At 70.1% G+C, this 15,597-nt stretch carries 15 protein-coding genes and 1 pseudogene; 10 read left to right on the top strand and 6 right to left on the bottom strand.

Annotated features, from left to right (window positions below):
- Positions 1–264 precede the first annotated feature (264 nt).
- Entirely contained in the window at positions 265–816 is a 552-nt protein-coding gene (locus tag ACT9F5_RS10770) for an NAD(P)H-dependent oxidoreductase (RefSeq protein ID WP_445119951.1), read from the top strand.
- A gap of 240 nt (positions 817–1,056) precedes the next feature.
- Positions 1,057–2,751, top strand: a complete 1,695-nt coding sequence (locus ACT9F5_RS10765; protein ID WP_445119950.1) for a hypothetical protein — start codon at positions 1,057–1,059, stop codon at positions 2,749–2,751.
- 32 nt (positions 2,752–2,783) lie between these two features.
- Here ACT9F5_RS10765 and ACT9F5_RS10760 read toward each other — a convergent pair whose 3' ends face one another.
- Positions 2,784–3,359, bottom strand: a complete 576-nt coding sequence (locus ACT9F5_RS10760; protein ID WP_445119949.1) for a DUF6630 family protein — start codon at positions 3,357–3,359, stop codon at positions 2,784–2,786.
- Between the two features lie 210 nt (positions 3,360–3,569).
- Here ACT9F5_RS10760 and ACT9F5_RS10755 point away from each other — a divergent pair, with 210 nt between their 5' ends.
- Entirely contained in the window at positions 3,570–3,812 is a 243-nt protein-coding gene (locus ACT9F5_RS10755) for a hypothetical protein (protein WP_445119948.1), read from the top strand.
- Positions 3,813–3,836: 24 nt separating this feature from the next.
- Here ACT9F5_RS10755 and ACT9F5_RS10750 read toward each other — a convergent pair whose 3' ends face one another.
- Positions 3,837–5,165 (bottom strand): DUF6596 domain-containing protein, encoded by a 1,329-nt coding sequence (locus ACT9F5_RS10750; RefSeq protein ID WP_445119947.1) that lies wholly within the window; start codon positions 5,163–5,165, stop codon positions 3,837–3,839.
- A gap of 198 nt (positions 5,166–5,363) precedes the next feature.
- Here ACT9F5_RS10750 and ACT9F5_RS10745 point away from each other — a divergent pair, with 198 nt between their 5' ends.
- Positions 5,364–5,765, top strand: coding sequence for a YciI family protein (locus ACT9F5_RS10745; RefSeq protein WP_445119946.1), 402 nt, complete (start codon positions 5,364–5,366; stop codon positions 5,763–5,765).
- Here the strand turns inward: ACT9F5_RS10745 and ACT9F5_RS10740 are convergent.
- Complete coding sequence (locus ACT9F5_RS10740; RefSeq protein WP_445119945.1) at positions 5,762–7,204, bottom strand: MFS transporter; 1,443 nt, start codon at positions 7,202–7,204, stop codon at positions 5,762–5,764. The two genes, ACT9F5_RS10745 and ACT9F5_RS10740, sit on opposite strands and share 4 nt — an antisense overlap.
- Positions 7,205–7,278: 74 nt before the next feature.
- Here ACT9F5_RS10740 and soxR point away from each other — a divergent pair, with 74 nt between their 5' ends.
- Positions 7,279–7,728 carry a redox-sensitive transcriptional activator SoxR gene (soxR, locus tag ACT9F5_RS10735; protein WP_445119944.1) on the top strand — a complete coding sequence of 150 codons (450 nt, stop codon included), beginning with the start codon at positions 7,279–7,281 and terminating at the stop codon, positions 7,726–7,728.
- Between the two features lie 142 nt (positions 7,729–7,870).
- Here soxR and ACT9F5_RS10730 read toward each other — a convergent pair whose 3' ends face one another.
- Both ACT9F5_RS10730 and ACT9F5_RS10725 read right to left on the bottom strand, forming a co-directional pair.
- The gene (locus ACT9F5_RS10730) at positions 7,871–8,293 is read right to left on the bottom strand and encodes a PepSY domain-containing protein (RefSeq protein ID WP_445119943.1); all 423 of its coding nucleotides are present in this window, start codon (positions 8,291–8,293) and stop codon (positions 7,871–7,873) included.
- A 90-nt stretch (positions 8,294–8,383) separates the two neighbouring features.
- A complete protein-coding gene (locus ACT9F5_RS10725) occupies positions 8,384–9,328 on the bottom strand; it encodes a LysR substrate-binding domain-containing protein (RefSeq protein ID WP_445119942.1) in 945 nt (314 codons plus the stop codon).
- 100 nt (positions 9,329–9,428) lie between these two features.
- On the opposite strand from ACT9F5_RS10725, the pseudogene ACT9F5_RS10720 reads away from it, so the two are divergent.
- Together ACT9F5_RS10720 and ACT9F5_RS10715 are read left to right on the top strand one after the other, a co-directional pair.
- A pseudogene (locus ACT9F5_RS10720) lies at positions 9,429–10,658 on the top strand (MFS transporter); the annotation flags it as partial.
- A 27-nt stretch (positions 10,659–10,685) separates the two neighbouring features.
- The gene (locus ACT9F5_RS10715; RefSeq protein ID WP_445120107.1) at positions 10,686–11,888 is read left to right on the top strand and encodes an SGNH/GDSL hydrolase family protein; all 1,203 of its coding nucleotides are present in this window, start codon (positions 10,686–10,688) and stop codon (positions 11,886–11,888) included.
- A 51-nt stretch (positions 11,889–11,939) separates the two neighbouring features.
- Here the strand turns inward: ACT9F5_RS10715 and ACT9F5_RS10710 are convergent, their stop codons facing one another.
- Positions 11,940–12,611, bottom strand: coding sequence for an SDR family NAD(P)-dependent oxidoreductase (locus tag ACT9F5_RS10710; protein ID WP_445119941.1), 672 nt, complete (start codon positions 12,609–12,611; stop codon positions 11,940–11,942).
- 168 nt (positions 12,612–12,779) lie between these two features.
- On the opposite strand from ACT9F5_RS10710, the gene ACT9F5_RS10705 reads away from it, so the two are divergent.
- From ACT9F5_RS10705 to ACT9F5_RS10695, 3 genes are read left to right on the top strand one after another with little or no spacing between them, the layout of a single operon-like run.
- Complete coding sequence (locus ACT9F5_RS10705) at positions 12,780–13,622, top strand: phytanoyl-CoA dioxygenase family protein (protein WP_445119940.1); 843 nt, start codon at positions 12,780–12,782, stop codon at positions 13,620–13,622.
- Positions 13,619–14,740 carry an alcohol dehydrogenase catalytic domain-containing protein gene (locus ACT9F5_RS10700; protein ID WP_445119939.1) on the top strand — a complete coding sequence of 374 codons (1,122 nt, stop codon included), beginning with the start codon at positions 13,619–13,621 and terminating at the stop codon, positions 14,738–14,740. The genes ACT9F5_RS10705 and ACT9F5_RS10700 overlap by 4 nt, the downstream gene beginning before the upstream one ends.
- Entirely contained in the window at positions 14,737–15,582 is an 846-nt protein-coding gene (locus ACT9F5_RS10695; RefSeq protein WP_445119938.1) for an alpha/beta hydrolase-fold protein, read from the top strand. The genes ACT9F5_RS10700 and ACT9F5_RS10695 overlap by 4 nt, the downstream gene beginning before the upstream one ends.
- The last annotated feature ends 15 nt before the right edge of the window (positions 15,583–15,597 follow it).

Raw genomic sequence — 15,597 nt, 5'->3', positions numbered from 1 at the left:
TGGCGGCCGCCGCGATAAACCCCTTGCACGGGGAGGCAACGTCCCGACGGCGGGACAGTATGGAACCGGCGAAGCGTCACGACGGCGTGAGCCGTGTCGGCAAACGCCTTGCTACGCTCGCGGTTCCCCCAACGCCGTACCTGTAGGAGCGGCTTCAGCCGCGACCGGCAGTCGGCACGGGCGAACGGTTCCCGATCGCGGCTGAAGCGGCTCCTACAAAAATCGGTCAGCCCCAATTGCCAGCCAACCACAGGCGGAAACCCCATGAGCAAGATCCTCGTAATCGTAGGCAGCCTTCGTCGCGACTCGTTCAACCGCAAGCTCGCCGAAGCACTGGTCAAGCTGGCCCCGGCCGGGTTCGATTTCAGCTTCGCCGAGATCGGCGACCTGCCGCTGTACAACCAGGACGACGACGACAACCAGGCCGAGCCGGTCAAGCGCCTGAAGGGCGCGGTCAAGGCCGCGCAGGGCCTGTTGTTCGTCACCCCCGAATACAACCGCTCGGTCCCCGGCGTGCTCAAGAACGCGATCGACCATGCCTCGCGCCCTTACGGACAGAGCGCCTGGGCCGGCAAGCCGGCCGGCGTGATCGGCGCCTCCATCGGCTCGATCGGGACCGCGATGGCGCAGCAGCACCTGCGCAACACACTGGCCTACCTCGACGTGCCGACCATGGGCCAGCCGGAAGCCTTCATCCACGTCAAGGATGGCCTGTTCGATGACGACGGCGGGATCGGCAAGGACAGCCGCGAGTTCCTGCAGGGCTGGATGGGCGCCTATGTCGCGTGGGTGGAGAAGCACGCGGGCAAGGCGTAGGCGGCCGGTTGTCCCGGCTGGCTCGAATGGCGGCATGGCTGGTGTAGGAGCGGCTTCAGCCGCGATCTGGAGCCGGTACGGGCGAACGGTTTCAGATCGCGGCTGAAGCCGCTCCTACAGGTGGCTTTCGACACCCGTCCGGTCGACGCGCTGGCGTGATCCTTGCGTGGTTTTCCCGGGTTGCAGGCGACTTTCCGCAGGCGTAGAAAAAGCGTCAGGGGGAGCTCCCGGAGGCTCGCCATGAACCGTTACCGCCATCCCGCCCTGCTAGCCGCCGCGATCACCCTCGCCAGCGCCTGCACCGGTTCGCACGATGATCCCGAGGCCCTCATGCAGGCCGCGTCGCCACCGGAGGCCGCGCTCGGGGTCAACCTGCTCGAAGGCCTCGGCGACCACCATTTCGCGGTCACCAGCAACCACCCCGACGTGCAACGCTGGTTCGACCAGGGCCTGATGCTGGCCTACGGCTTCAACCACGATGCCGCCGAACGTTCGTTCCTGCGCGCCACCGAACTCGACCCCGAGTGCGCGATGTGCTGGTGGGGTGCGGCGCTGGTGCTGGGCCCGCATGTCAACGCGGCGATGGATCCGGAGAACAACGCGCGTGCATGGAGCCGCCTGCAGAAGGCCCGGTCGCTCGCGTCCAGCGCCAGCGACCGCGAACGGGCCTTCATCGAGTCCCTTTCCGCGCGCTATGCCGAAGACCCGCCGGAGGACCGCCGCCCGCTCGACCAGGCCTATGCCGACGCCACCCGGGTGCTGATGCAGGGCCGCCCGGATGACCTCGACGCCGCCACCTTCCACGCCGAGGCGCTGATGGACCTGCAGCCCTGGGACTATTACGACGACCGTCGCCGGCCCAAGGGCAACACCGCCGAGATCGTCTCGGTGCTCGAATCGGTGATCGAGCGCGACCCCGACCACGCCGGCGCGCTGCACCTGTACGTGCATGCGGTCGAAGCCTCCGACGACCCGCAGCGCGGGGTCGCCGCCGCCGACCGCCTGCGCGAGCTGATCCCCGGTTCCGGCCATCTGGTCCACATGCCCGCGCACATCTACTCGCGGGTCGGCCGCTGGCATGACGCGGTGATCGCCAACCAGCGCGCGATCGAAGCCGACGATGCGTACCTGGCGATGTGCCGCGGCAACACCGGCGGCGTCTACCCGCTGGGCTACGTGCCCCACAACCACCACTTCCTGTGGTTCGCCGCGAGCATGGAGGGCAACAGCGCGATCGCCCGCAGCGCCGCGCTGGAGACCGCCAAGCGCACCGACCTGCCCGAGCTGATGCGCCAGCCCGGCTTCGCCGCCCTGCAGCACTACTGGATGACCCCGTGGTTCGACCGCGTGCGCTTCGGCCGCTGGGACGAGATCGTCGGCGTGCCCAACCCGGCGCCCGACCTGCCCTACGTCAGCGCGATCTGGCATTACGCCGAGGGCACCGCAGCGGCGCGGCAGGACCGCATCGCCGATGCCGAACGCCACCTGGCCGCGTTGCGCAGGCTGGCGGACGACCGGGCGATGGAAAAACTGATGGTGTGGGACCGCTACCCGCTCAGCCATTCCGCGCGGATCGCCGAGCGCAGCCTCAGCGCCGAGGTGGCGAGCGCCGGTGGCGACCTCGACGGTGCGATCGTCGCGCTGCGCGAGGCGGCCACGATCGAGGACGCGATCCCCTACGACGAGCCGCCGGGCTGGCACGCGCCCGTCCGCCACTCGTTGGGTGCGTTGCTGCTGGCCGACGAACGGCCGGTCGAGGCGGAAGCTGTGTACCGGGCGGAACTCGAGCGCAACCCGGCCAATGGCTGGTCACTGCGCGGGTTGGCCCAGAGCCTGCAGGCGCAGCGTCGCAGCCACGACGCGGGCGAGGTCCAGCAGCGATTCGAGGCCGCCTGGCAGCATGCCGACGTCGAACTGGTGGCGTCGCGCCTCTAGCGGGTGGTGGACCGGGTCGCGCCCCGGCCGCCTCAGAACGCGTCGCTGCCGGGCCGCACGTCGATGCCGAGCGCGGGCGCCAGCACCCGCACCGCGTCGTCATCGCGGCTGAGCGTGATCCAGCCGGCGTGGGCATCGGCACCGGCATCCCAGGTCCACAGGGTGTAGCCGTATTCGCGCAGGCGGTCGTAGGCGGTCGCCATCAGTTCCGGGACGTCGGTGGCGGCCAGGAACTCGTCGTCGCCGACGTCCTCCACGCCCCAGTCGATCGACAGGTTCCAGCGCGCGACCAGTTCGTTGACGGCGTCGATGAAGGTCGCCGGGTCGTCGGCCTCGACGTGGAAGCCCGAGGTCCAGTCGATCACGTCCTTCAGCCGCGCCATCGGATCGGATCCGTCCTCGTCGCCCCCCTCGGCGGCCACGGCGTCGCGGTAGCCGTCGAACTGGCGCAAGGCGACCTCCTCGTCGCCGGGGTTGATCACCAGCAGCAGTTGCCAGACCAGCGCCTCGACGCTGGCCTCGTCGTCCTCGTCGTGCAGCGGCGCCTCGTGCTCGCGGCTGTTTTCGAAGTTGTCGTCGGGATCGAACTCGCGGTCGGGAGCGTTCATGGCCGTCGCCGGTCAGCGGGAAGGCCGTGATGGTGCGCCGACGGGGCGGGCTTTGGAAGCGCGCCGGCGGTTCAGTTCCGGGGATCGGGGCCGTTGCCGGCACGGCGTCTTTTCCGTTTTCACCGGGAAGCGCGCATAGTGGGGCAAGGCCGCCGCACGGGCGGCCTCCAGGCAAACCCCGAGGTGCGTCAGCCCTCGCAGGAGGGATTGATGTCAGTCAGCAAGAAGAGCAGCAAGACCAAGACCCGCAAGAGCGCCGCTGGCGCCGGCGGTGGAAACCTGCACAAACACTTCGAAAGTGAGCGCATCTCCGACGATATCGCCGCCTTCGAGAAGGCCGGCGGCAAGGTCGAGAAGCTCGGCGTGACCCGGGTGCTGCAGAAGATCGCCCCGACCAACGCCAGCGAGACGGCCAGCGCCCCGAAGCCCACGGCGGCACCGCGCAAGCGCTAGCGACGCGTCGCCCCGCCGGCGCGGTCACTCCGTCGGCGCAGCGGTCCCGGCTCCGTCCGCCCCACCCTCACCCGTTCCGCACCCGGCCGCACGGCCGAGCAGCAGGTCGCGCTCGCGCCCGTTGCGGGTGAGGCCGGCGGCGCGCTCGAATTCCGCGCGGGCCTCGCCGTGGCGACCGAGCTTGCCGAGCAGATCGCCGCGCACCGCCGGCAACAGGTGGTATTGCCTGAGCGCCGGTTCGTCGGCCAATGCCTCGACCAGCGCCAGGCCGGCGGCGGGGCCCTCGGCCATTCCCAGCGCAACCGCGCGGTTGAGTTCGACCACCGGCGACGGTGCGACCTGGGCCAGGATCGCGTAGAGCGCCGCGATACGCGGCCAGTCGGTGTCCGCGGCCTCCATCGCCCGCGCATGGCAGGCGGCGATCCCGGCCTGCAACGCAAACGGGCCGCGCGCACCGCCGAGTTGCTCGGCCCGCTGCAGCGCGGCCAGGCCGCGGGCGATCATCAGCCGGTCCCAACGCGCGCGATCCTGCTGCAGCAACACGATCGGCGTGCCGTCCGCAGCTATCCGGGCATCCGCGCGCGAGGCCTGGATCTCCATCAGCGCGACCAGCCCGTGGACTTCCGGCTCCAGCGGCATCAGCCCTGCCAGCACCCGGCCCAGCCGCAACGCCTCCTCGCACAGCGCAGGCCGCATCAGGTCATCACCGGCGGTCGCCGCGTAGCCCTCGTTGAAGATCAGGTAGACCACCCCGAGCACCGACGCCAGCCGTTCGCGCAGGTCGTCGCGGCGTGGCACCTCGAACGGCACCTGCCGGTCCGACAGGGTCCGCTTGGCCCGCACGATCCGCTGGGCGACGGTCGCCTCCGGCTGCAGGAACGCGCGCGCGATCTCGTCGGTGGCCAGCCCGCCGAGCAGGCGCAGGGTCAGCGCGACCTGCGCCTCGGTCGACAACACCGGGTGGCAGGCGGTGAACACCAGCCGCAGCAGGTCGTCGCCGATGTCGTCCTCGAGGCGATCGTCGTCGTCCGGCGGCTTGTCGAACGCGTCCATCTGCCGATCCTCCAGCTCGTGGCCGAACTCCTCGTGCTTGCGCTGGATCAGCGTGTTGCGACGCAGGCGGTCGATCGCGCGGCGCTTGCCGGTGGCCATCAGCCATGCGCCGGGGTTGTCGGGCACGCCATCGGCCGGCCAGTGCTCCAGCGCGGCGACCAACGCATCCTGCGCGAGCTCCTCGGCCAGCCCGACATCGCGCACCATCCGCGCCAGCCCGGCGATCAGGCGCGGCGACTCGATCCGCCAGACGGTGTCGATGGCGCGGCGGACTTCGCGATGTCGGTCGTTCCCTGTCATGGCGAGCGATCACACCACCGCGGCCGCGCCGGCACAAGGACCGGCACCGCGTTCCTGTCCCTGCGACGAACCGGCGTGCGCGGGATCGACACTCCCGGCGCGGCCCGGATTGGACGATGAACCGTGCCGCCGGCGCGCCCGATGGCGACGCCCGATCTGCGGCATCATTGGACGCCCCGGCCCCACTGTGGAAGACACATGCAATTCCTCCTGCTGGTCTACACCGACGAGACGTTGCTGGACGCCCTGCCCGACGGCCAGTTCGACACGCTGATGCGCGGCTGCTTCGAGCACGCCGACGAATTGCGTTCGGACGGTTGCCTGCTCGGATCGCAGCAACTGGAACCGGTGGCCACCGCGCGCTCGGTGCGCATCCGCGATGGCCGCACCCGCGTGCTCGACGGTCCGTTCGCAGAAACCAAGGAAGTCCTGGCCGGATTCAACCTGATCGAGGCCCCCAGCCTCGACGACGCCGTCCGCATCGCCTCCGAATTCCCCTGGGCGAAGACCGGATGCATCGAGGTGCGGCCGGTCCGCGACATGGCCGCGGTGCGTTCGAGGGTCGGCGCCGCGGCGCAACCGGCCGAGCAATCAGCCTAGGTACCGGTACGAACTCGGGGCCGCACCCGGCCAGCCAGCAACACGCCCAGCACCGCCAGCGCGGCGGTGATCGCGAACCCCGACAGGTACGCCGCAATCGGTGCGCGCACCAGCAACGCCGCGAACAGCGATCCACCGAGCGCCAGGATGCCCGCGGTGAACAGGGCATCGCACAACTGCAATGCGGATGCGTTGACGCCCTGCCGGGAGGGCGGCGACAGTTCCAGGGTCAGCACCGACAGGCTCGGGAACACCGTGCCCATGCCCAGTCCCGCGAGCACCCAGCCGGACAGCGCCACCACGACCGGCACCGCCGGCGACACCGCCGACGCCGTCACCAGCACGCCGACCGCCAACATCGCCATGCCGATCCCCAGCACCCGCTGCGGCGCGCGCGCGACCATGCGCCCGCGGTTCCACGAACCGATCGACCAGCCGAGCGCGCCGATCGTCAGCGCCATCCCGGCCCAGGTCGGTGTCAGCCCGCGTTCGCGCGACAGCAGCAGCGGCAGGAACACCTCGGTGCCAAAGAACGCCGCCGCGGCAATCCCGCGCAGCGCGATCACCGTGGGCAGGCCGCGGGCGGCACGCAAGGTGCCCGGCGGCAGCAACCGCGGCATGCAGACCAGCAACCCGGCCAGCGCGACTGCCAGCAGTCCCGCTGCCACCCAGCCACGCTGCTGTCCGCCGTAATGAAGCAGCAGGGCGCTGGCGGCGGCACCGGCCGCCCAGAAGATGCGGCGACCCTCGCCGGACGGCGCCGGTGTCTCTCCTTCCGCCGCACCGAGCCCACGCAACGCCGGCAACACCATCGACGCGGCCGCCACCGCGAGCAGCGGCACCAGCAGGAACACCCAGCGCCAGCCCAGTTGTTCGACGATCACCCCGCTGATCACCGGCCCGACGATCGCCGGCAACACCCAGGCCGCGGCGAACGCGGCGAATATCCGCGCATGCAGGCGGGGCGGATACACCCGACCCACCACCACGTACAGCGTCACCGACATCAGGCCGCCGCCGAAACCCTGGATGATGCGACCGAGCAGCAACACCCACATCGCCGGTGCCAGCCCGGCGACGACCAGGCCCAGCGCGAACCACACGATGCCCTGCTGCAGCGGCGCCCGCGGACCACTGCGATCGGCCCAGCGACCGGCCGCCACCATGCCGACCACGCTCGCGGCGAGGGTTCCGGCGAACGCCATCGCATACAGCGTCAGTCCGTCCAGCGCCTGGGCCACGGTCGGCATCGCGGTGCTGACCGCCAGTGCCTCGAAGGCGTACAGCGCGACCAGCGCCACCGCGCCGAGTGTCGGCGCGCGGTAGCGATGCGCGAGCAGGCCTTCGTCGTCGTGCATGGGCTGCGCCGTGGCGGCCGCGTCGGAGGGTTCCGTCGCCGGATCACTTGCAATCGGCGCGGAGTCATGCTGGTCGGCCATGGAGTGTTTCTCGATTGACGCGGGAATGCGTGGGCGACGAGGATAAAAGCTCAAGCTAGGTCGAGGTCAAGCCCATGCCAAGAGCGCAGGAACTGTCGGTCGGACAACTGGCCGAACGCAGCGGAGTGGCGGTGTCGGCACTGCACTTCTACGAGACGCGCGGCTTGATCCGCAGCCAGCGCACCGCCGGCAACCAGCGCCGCTTCACCCGCGATACGCTCCGGCGGGTGGCGGTGATCCGCGTCGCGCAGCGCGTCGGCATCCCGCTGGCGACGATCCGCGAGGCGTTGGCGACCCTGCCCGACGACCGCACCCCGACCCGCGCGGACTGGTCACGGCTGTCGACGCGCTGGCGCGAGGAACTCGACGCCCGCATCCGGCAGTTGAGCCAGCTGCGCGACACCCTTGATGAATGCATCGGCTGTGGCTGCCTGTCCCTGCAACGCTGCAGGCTGGCCAACCCGGCAGACGAACTGGGCCGCCAGGGCGATGGCGCACAGCGTTGGAAGGAAGCCTCGAACTGAATCCGGACCCGCCCGCGGGAATCGTTCCAACGCGGTCGCCGGGGTGCCACCGCGAGCGGGAACGAAAGAAGGCAGCCCGCGAGCGGACTGCCTCCCCGTAACGCGGCGCGCAAGTCACGCGCCGCCAGCGACGCATCAGGCGTCAGTCCTTCTCGGTACCGATGACCTTGCCGTTCGACGGGTCGATCTTCAGCTCGACGTCCTTGCCTTCCGGGTCGTCGGCCTCGGCGTTCCAGATGCCGTCCTCGTAGTCGACGTCGTGCACGTTGACGTAACCGGCGGCGGCCAGTTGCGCGCGCACGTCGGCCTCGCTCATCTGTGCGACTTGGGTATTCGGATAGACCTTGCCGGTGGCCGGGTCGATCCGCACTTCCATGCGGTTGCCGTCGGCGCTGCGCGCGTCCGCCTTCCACACGCCGTCCTCGAATTCGACGTCATTGACCTTGGTGTAGCCCTGTTCGGTCAGGCTGGCGCGGACCTGCTGCTCGGTCATCGCGTCTTGCGCCAGCGCGGCGCCGGACACGCACGCGGCGAGGGCCAGGGTGAGGATTGCGATCTTCTTCATGGGTGCCTCCGGGCTGTGGGGTTGCCGGACGAGTCTTGGCGGAAGCATGGAAACACCCGGTGAACGATACGGCTGGTCGATGCGGCCGATTCAGCTTCGTCGCGTCGTGTGCGTAACCGTCGCGTCAACACGTTCCCATGGCGGCGTCCCGGCGAACTGTTCCGCAAGGAAGTCGACGAACGCGCGCACCCGCGGCGGCACCAACCTTCGCTGCGGCATCACCGCGTGGATGCCGGTGTCGCTGAAGCGGTAGTCGGGCAGCACCGGTTGCAACCGGCCGGCGCGCAGGTCCCCGCTGACATGCCACGCCGAGTGCCGGGCGATGCCGAGCCCGGCCACCGCGGCATCACGCAGCAGGTCGCCCTGGTTGCTCTCGATCCGGCCGTGCACGCGCACCGCGACTTCACGGCCCCGGCGGTCGCGCATGCGCCAGGTGTCCTGCCGGCCCTGCGCGCTCGACAGCAGCAGACACTGGTGGCGTTCGAGTTCGGCCGGGGTCGCCGGCATGCCGTGGCGGCGCAGGTAATCCGGCGAGGCGCAAAGCACGCGCCGGTTGGTCGCCAGCTTGCGCGCGACCAGGCTGGAGTCGTCGAGGTCGCCGATGCGGATCGCCAGGTCCAGCCCGGCGCTGACCAGGTCGACGGTCTGGTCATTGAGATCGACGCTGAGCCGCACCGCGGGATGGCGCGCGAGGAACTCCGGCAGCAGCGGCGAGATGTACAGCCGCCCGAAGGTCGAGGACATCGTCACCCGCAGCGTGCCGGCGACGTGCGCGCCGCCCTCGCGCAGGCCATCGGTCAGCGCCTCCAGGTCTTCGACCAGCGGGCGGCCCTGCGCGGCCAGCTGCAGGCCCTCGGGGGTGGGATGCAGGGTGCGCGTGGTCCGGTGCAGCAGGCGCACGCCGAGCTGCTTTTCGAGTCGCTTGAGCCGCTGGCTGGCAACCGCCACCGACAGGTCGAGGCTGCGGGCGGCCGCGCTGATCGAGCCGAGGTCGAGCACGCGCAGGAACAGGGCGATGTCGTCGATACGGTCCATGGCTATCAACAAATTGTTGAAACTGATTGTCGATATTGGTGGTTTTTGCATATAACGCAACGTCCTAGCCTGCGCGCTTCCTTCCCGCCCTGCAGCCGCCATGTCCACCGCTTCCCCCGTTCCCGTCGCCCGCCCACGCACCCCGCTCGCGCTGTACGCGCTGACCATCGGCGCATTCGGCATCGGCACCACCGAGTTCGTGATCATGGGCCTGCTGATGCAGGTCGCCGCCGACCTGCAGGTCACCATCGCCGCCGCCGGCCTGCTGATCTCCGGTTATGCGCTGGGCGTGTTCGTCGGTGCGCCGCTACTAACCGCGGCAACCAGCCGGATGCCGCGCAAGGCCGCGCTGGTCGCGCTGATGGTGGTGTTCACCCTCGGCAACCTCGCCTGCGCGCTGGCACCGGATTACACGTGGCTGATGGTCGCGCGGGTGGTCACCTCGCTCGCCCACGGCACCTTCTTCGGCGTCGGCGCGGTGGTCGCGACCGGGCTGGTGGCGGAGGACCGCAAGGCCTCGGCGATCTCGATCATGTTCACCGGGCTGACCGTGGCGACCCTGCTCGGCGTGCCGGCCGGCGCATGGCTGGGCCTGCACTTCGGCTGGCGTTCGACGTTCTGGGCGGTGGTCGCGATCGGCGTGGTCGCGACCGCGGTGATCGCCGCGCTGGTGCCGGCCGATCGTGCCGACCAGGCGCCGATATCGATGCGCGAGGAGGTCAAGGTGCTGGGCCGCGTGCAGGTGCTGCTCGGGCTGCTGGCGACGGTGGTCGGCTACGCCGGCGTGTTCGCGGTGTTCACCTACATCCAGCCGATCCTGACCCGCATCACCGGCTTCGTCGACAGCGCGGTGTCGCCGATCCTGCTGGTGTTCGGGGTCGGCATGATCGCCGGCAACCTGTTGGGCGGGAAGCTCGCCGACCGCCGGCTGGTGCCGACCCTGCTCGGCTCGCTGGCGGTGCTGGCGCTGGTGCTCGGGCTGATGACGTTCGCGCTGCACAGCAAGCCGGCCGCGGTGCTGTTCACCGGCCTGCTCGGCGCGGCTGCGTTCGCCACCGTCGCGCCGCTGCAGTTGCGGGTGTTGCAGAAGGCCGAGGGTGGCGGCCAGAGCCTGGCGTCGAGCTTCAACATCGCCGCCTTCAACCTCGGCAACGCAATCGGCGCGTGGCTCGGCGGCGCGGTGATCGACCACGGTCCCGGGCTGGCGGCGGTGACCTGGGTCGCCGCGCTGGTGACCGTGCTTGGGCTGGCGATCGCGCTGTGGAGCGTGCGGCTCGATCGCCATCCACGTGTCAGCCGCCGGCCCGTGCACGGTGCCGCCGCCATCGTCCTGCTGGCCGGCGCCGCCTTCGCCACCATGCCCGCGCAAGCCAACCCGGCGCCGGATCGGCCGGTGTGGACAGCGACCTGGACCGCAAGCCCGCAACCGCTCTGGGCAGGCGATTTCGCCCTGCCGGTCAATGTGCCGTCCAGCCTGTGGAACCAGACCGTGCGCCAGGTCGCCCGGGTCAGCGTCGGCGGCGACCGCGTGCGCATGCGGCTGTCGAACGAATACGGCTCGACCCCGCTGCATGTCGGCGCTGCGCGGATCGCGCTGGCCGGCGATGGCGTCGCCACCGTTCCCGGCTCCAGCCGCGCGCTCACCTTCGGCGGCAAGACTTCCATCACCATCCCGCCGGGTGCACCAGTGGTCAGCGACCCGGTCGCGCTCGACGTGGCGGCGCTGGCGAGCCTGTCAGTCAGCCTGTACTTGCCGCGGCCGACCGCGGTGTCGACCTTCCATTGGGACGCGCGACAAACGGCGTACGTGATGGCCGGCGACCAGGTCGCGGCCGACGCGCCGGTGCCCGACTCCACCCTGTCCGCTCGCGTGTTCCTGACCTCGATCCTGGTCGAGCGCGCGGCGCCGACCCGCACAGTGGTGGCCATCGGCGACTCGATCACCGACGGCGCCACCGCGACGATGGACGCCAACACGCGCTGGCCGGACTTCCTCGCAGAACGACTGGTCGACGACGACGTCGCGGTCCTCAACGCAGGCATCTCCGGCGCGCGCCTGCTGCGCGACAAGATGGGCAGCAACGCGCTCGCGCGCTTCGAGCGCGACGTGCTGGCGCAGCCCGGGATCGCCACCGTCATCGTGCTGATCGGCATCAACGACATCAGCTGGAACTCGATGGTGTTCGCGCCGGACGACGCTCCGGTCGCCGCGGTCGAAGTCATCGCCGGCTACCGCCAGCTGATCGCCCGCGCCAGGCTCCACGGCGTCCGCATCGTCGGCGCCACGCTCACGCCGTTCGAGGGCGCGCTGCAGGACACGCCCATGGCGGGCTACTACAGCGCCGAAAAGGAACAGGTACGCCAGGCAGTCAACCGCTGGATCCGCGACAGCGGCGAGTTCGACGCGGTGATCGACTTCGACGCCGCGATGCGCGACCCGACCCATCCATCGCGGCTGCTGCCGGCCTACGACTCCGGCGACCACCTGCACCCCGGCGACGCGGGCAACCAGGCGATGGCCGAGGCCATCGATATCGATGCGCTGCTCGGCGGCGGCTGAGCCCGGCACAGGCCGCGACTGCGGACGATCAACCCCAGCGCAGCGGCTCGCTCACCACGGCAACGACGTGCCGTTGGCGTGCCAGAACGTGCCGGTCTGCTCCAGCGCCAGGGTGTCGAGCCGTTCGACCAGTTGCGCGGCCGCCTGCTCCGGGCTGACGTCACCACTGCCGCCGACCATGTCGGTGGCGACGAACCCCGGGTGCAGCAGGAACACCGCGATCCCGCGCGGCGCCAGATCGACCGCGAGCGACTTGCCGATCGCGTTCACCGCCGCCTTCGAGGCGCGGTAGCCGTAGCGCCCGCCCGAGCCGTTGTCGGCCATCGAGCCCATGCGACTGGTGATGATGCCGACCTTCGCGTTGTCGGCAAGCTTGTCCATCAACGCCTGCGCGACCCGCAACGGCCCGAGCGCGTTGACCTCGAACTGTCGGCGCATGCCGTCAAAGCCCGCGTCATTAATCTCCCCCAACGCCTCGCGCCCGAGGATGCCGGCGTTGAGCACGAGCAGGTCGATACGGGTGTCCCCGAGGCGTTCGGCCAGCGCGGCCAGTGCATCGTCGTCGGTCACGTCGACGCCGGATTCGACCTGCGCGCCGGTCGCCGCCAGCGCGTCACTGGAATTGCGGCAGGCCGCGATGACCGTGTCGCCGCGGCCGGTGAAATGCTTCGCAAGCGCCAGGCCGATGCCGCGGTTGGCGCCGGTGATCAGGACGGTCTTCATGCGGTGACTCCGTGTGGGGATCCCCGATGGATGGCGCCGTGCGCGACACCAATCAAGCCCGCCCCGCCGGCGAAACACCACGAAAAGGTCATCAATTCGATAGTTTCCGGCGGACAAACGACAACCCGGGCGGATGTAGCGGCCCTCGGCGCTGCCTACGATGCGGGCATGTGTACGAATCGCGATATCAACGAGGCCCGCATGACGATCGACCTGGACCGGCCGTACCGCCTGTCCGACAGCCAGGTGGCGCAGTTCCGGCGCGACGGCTTCATCAAGCTCAAGGACGTGTTCAACGCCGACGAGTTGCGCCACTACGGCGAAGAGATCACCCGGCTGACGATCGCGCTCAACACCCAGACCCTGCCGCTGGAGCAGCGCAGCACCTACGACCGCGCGTTCCTGCAGGTGATGAACCTTTGGCGCGAGGGCGAGCTCGTACGCGAGTTCGTGTTCGGCAAGCGCCTCGCGGGGCTGGCCGCGGCGCTGCTGCAGGTCGACGGCGTGCGCCTGTACCACGACCAGGCGCTGTACAAGGAGCCCGGCGGCGGCATCACCCCGGCCCATGCGGACCAGTACTACTGGCCGGTCGACAGCGACCGCTGCATCACCGCCTGGGTGCCGCTGCAGGCGGTGCCACAGGAGATGGGGCCGCTGGCGTTCTTCGCCGGCAGCCAGGACGTCGAGTTCGGCCGCGATCTCGGCATCTCCGACGAGAGCGAGCAATTGATCACCGCCAACATGGAAGCGCACGGCTTCCCGGTGGTCGACGCGCCGTTCGAGCTGGGCGAAGTCAGTTTCCACCTCGGCTGGACCTTCCACCGCGCCGGCCCGAACCGCTCCGATCGCCCGCGCGCGGTGATGACGGTGATCTACATCGATCGCGACATGCGCCTCAAGGCGCCGGAGAACCACATGCAGCAGGCCGACTGGGACAAGTGGTGCCCGGGTGCCGTGGTCGGCGAAGTGATCGACAGCCCGATCAACCCGGTGTTGTTCGAACCCACATGAGCGGCCCGGCCCGCCAAGTCGTCACCGGACCGGCCGCGATCGCCGACGGGCAGGGCGGCTTCTCGATCGAGACGATCGAGGTCGACCCACCCGGCCCCGGCGAGGTGCGGGTGGCGATGGCGGCCGCCGGCGTCTGCCACACCGACCACGCTTCATTGCGTTGGCCGGGTCCACTGGTGATGGGGCACGAAGGCGCCGGCCATGTCGAATCGGTCGGCGACGGCGTCCGCGGACTCGAACCCGGCCAACCGGTGCTGCTCAACTGGGCGATCCCGTGCGGTGATTGCTTCCAGTGCACGCGCGGCGCGCAGGCGCTGTGCGAACGCACCCATGAACTCGACGTGCCACGCCTGGGCAGCAGCCGCGCGCATGCCGGCGCCACCCGGCTGCGCGGCGAACCGGTCGCGCGCTCGTTCCACCTCGGCACCTTCGCCACCCACACGCTGGTGCGCGTCGGGGCGGTGACGCCGCTGCCACCCGACTTGCCCTTGGATGCCGCCTGCATCCTCGGGTGCGCGGTCATGACCGGGGTCGGCTCGGTGGTCAACGTCGCCGCGGTCGCGCCGGGCGAGTCGGTCGCGGTGATGGGTTGCGGCGGAGTCGGCCTCAACGTGGTGCAGGGTGCGCGGCTGGCCGGTGCGACAACGATCATCGCGATCGACCGGCAGCCATCGCGATTGCAGCGCGCGCGCGAACTCGGCGCCACCGATTTGATACTGGCCACCGACGATGACCCCCAGGCGGTGGTCGACGCGGTTCGTGCACTCAGCGACGGGCGCGGTGTCGACCACGCGTTCGAGGCGACCGGCGTGCCGGCACTCGCGTTCCTGCCGCTGCAGCTGGTGCGCAATGGCGGCAACGCGCTGCAGGTCAGCGGCGCGCACGGCGACGGCTGCGTCGAACTGCCGCGTTTCTTCTGGAACAAGCGCTACCTGACGCCGCTCTACGGCGACTGCGTGCCCGCGCGCGACTTCCCGCGATTGTTCGCGTGGGTCGCCCAAGGCAAGCTCGAACTCGACTCGCTGGTCAGCCACCACTATCCACTGGACGGCCTCGACCGGGCCTTCGCCGACATGCTCGACGGCCACAGCGCAAAAGGAGTATTGCGAATCGCATGAACAGCAAACCCACCCCGTTCCGCACCGTCGAGCGCTCCAACCTCGGCATCCCGATGGACGGCCTGGAGTTCGTGACGGTCAAGAGCCGCGCCCTGGGCCAGCGCGCCGACGTCACCTTCCACGTCCCGCCGCAGGCGCGCGGCTGCACCGACCTGCCGGTCGTGATGCTGCTGCACGGCGTCTACGGTTCGCACTGGGCATGGGCACTCAAGGGCGGCGCGCACGTGACCGCGCAGCGGCTGATCGACGAGGGCGCATTGCCGCCGGTAATGCTGGTGATGCCGTCCGACGGCCTGTGGGGTGACGGATCGGGTTACGTCGCCCATGGCGGCCAGGATTTCGAACGCTGGATCATCGACGAGGTGCCGCAACTGGCGACGCAACTGGCGGCCGGTTGCACGCCGCGCTCGCCGCTGCTGGTGGCCGGGCTGAGCATGGGCGGCTTCGGCGCGTTGCGGCTGGCCGGCAAGTACCCCGACCGCATCACCGCGGCGGCCGCGCATTCGGCGGTGACCGACCTCGCCCAGCTCGACGATGCGATCGAGGAAAGCCGCGACGACTGGAGCGATGCCTGCGCCGACCGCACCGTGCTCGCCGCACTCACCAACGCACGCGGAAAGTTACCGCCGATCCGCTTCGACTGCGGTCGCGGCGACGGTCTTTCGGCGGCCAACTTCGCCCTGCACCAGTCGTTGCAGGACGCCGGCATCGCGCACGAATACGCGCAGCGCAACGGTGACCACGATTGGGACTACTGGACCCTCGCACTGGAGGACACGTTGCGCTTCTTCGGCGACGTCCTGCGTGGCGAGCGGCCCGCAACCGGAGAAGATCACGCATGAGAAACGCGCGCATGA

The sequence above is a fragment of the Lysobacter sp. F6437 genome, from assembly GCF_052547215.1.
The sequence above is the reverse complement of the archived record's forward strand: the minus strand, read 5'-3'. Positions and strand labels throughout refer to the sequence as shown.

Coding starts and splice junctions, on each gene's coding strand:
- ACT9F5_RS10745 (WP_445119946.1), top strand. CDS start 5,364: ATGCAATTCCTCCTGCTGGTCTACACCGACGAGACGTTGCTGGACGCC.
- ACT9F5_RS10770 (WP_445119951.1), top strand. CDS start 265: ATGAGCAAGATCCTCGTAATCGTAGGCAGCCTTCGTCGCGACTCGTTC.
- ACT9F5_RS10750 (WP_445119947.1), bottom strand. CDS start 5,165: ATGACAGGGAACGACCGACATCGCGAAGTCCGCCGCGCCATCGACACC.
- ACT9F5_RS10755 (WP_445119948.1), top strand. CDS start 3,570: ATGTCAGTCAGCAAGAAGAGCAGCAAGACCAAGACCCGCAAGAGCGCC.
- ACT9F5_RS10700 (WP_445119939.1), top strand. CDS start 13,619: ATGAGCGGCCCGGCCCGCCAAGTCGTCACCGGACCGGCCGCGATCGCC.
- ACT9F5_RS10730 (WP_445119943.1), bottom strand. CDS start 8,293: ATGAAGAAGATCGCAATCCTCACCCTGGCCCTCGCCGCGTGCGTGTCC.
- ACT9F5_RS10740 (WP_445119945.1), bottom strand. CDS start 7,204: ATGGCCGACCAGCATGACTCCGCGCCGATTGCAAGTGATCCGGCGACG.
- ACT9F5_RS10765 (WP_445119950.1), top strand. CDS start 1,057: ATGAACCGTTACCGCCATCCCGCCCTGCTAGCCGCCGCGATCACCCTC.
- ACT9F5_RS10705 (WP_445119940.1), top strand. CDS start 12,780: ATGTGTACGAATCGCGATATCAACGAGGCCCGCATGACGATCGACCTG.
- ACT9F5_RS10725 (WP_445119942.1), bottom strand. CDS start 9,328: ATGGACCGTATCGACGACATCGCCCTGTTCCTGCGCGTGCTCGACCTC.
- ACT9F5_RS10760 (WP_445119949.1), bottom strand. CDS start 3,359: ATGAACGCTCCCGACCGCGAGTTCGATCCCGACGACAACTTCGAAAAC.
- ACT9F5_RS10710 (WP_445119941.1), bottom strand. CDS start 12,611: ATGAAGACCGTCCTGATCACCGGCGCCAACCGCGGCATCGGCCTGGCG.
- soxR (WP_445119944.1), top strand. CDS start 7,279: ATGCCAAGAGCGCAGGAACTGTCGGTCGGACAACTGGCCGAACGCAGC.
- ACT9F5_RS10695 (WP_445119938.1), top strand. CDS start 14,737: ATGAACAGCAAACCCACCCCGTTCCGCACCGTCGAGCGCTCCAACCTC.
- ACT9F5_RS10715 (WP_445120107.1), top strand. CDS start 10,686: ATGCCCGCGCAAGCCAACCCGGCGCCGGATCGGCCGGTGTGGACAGCG.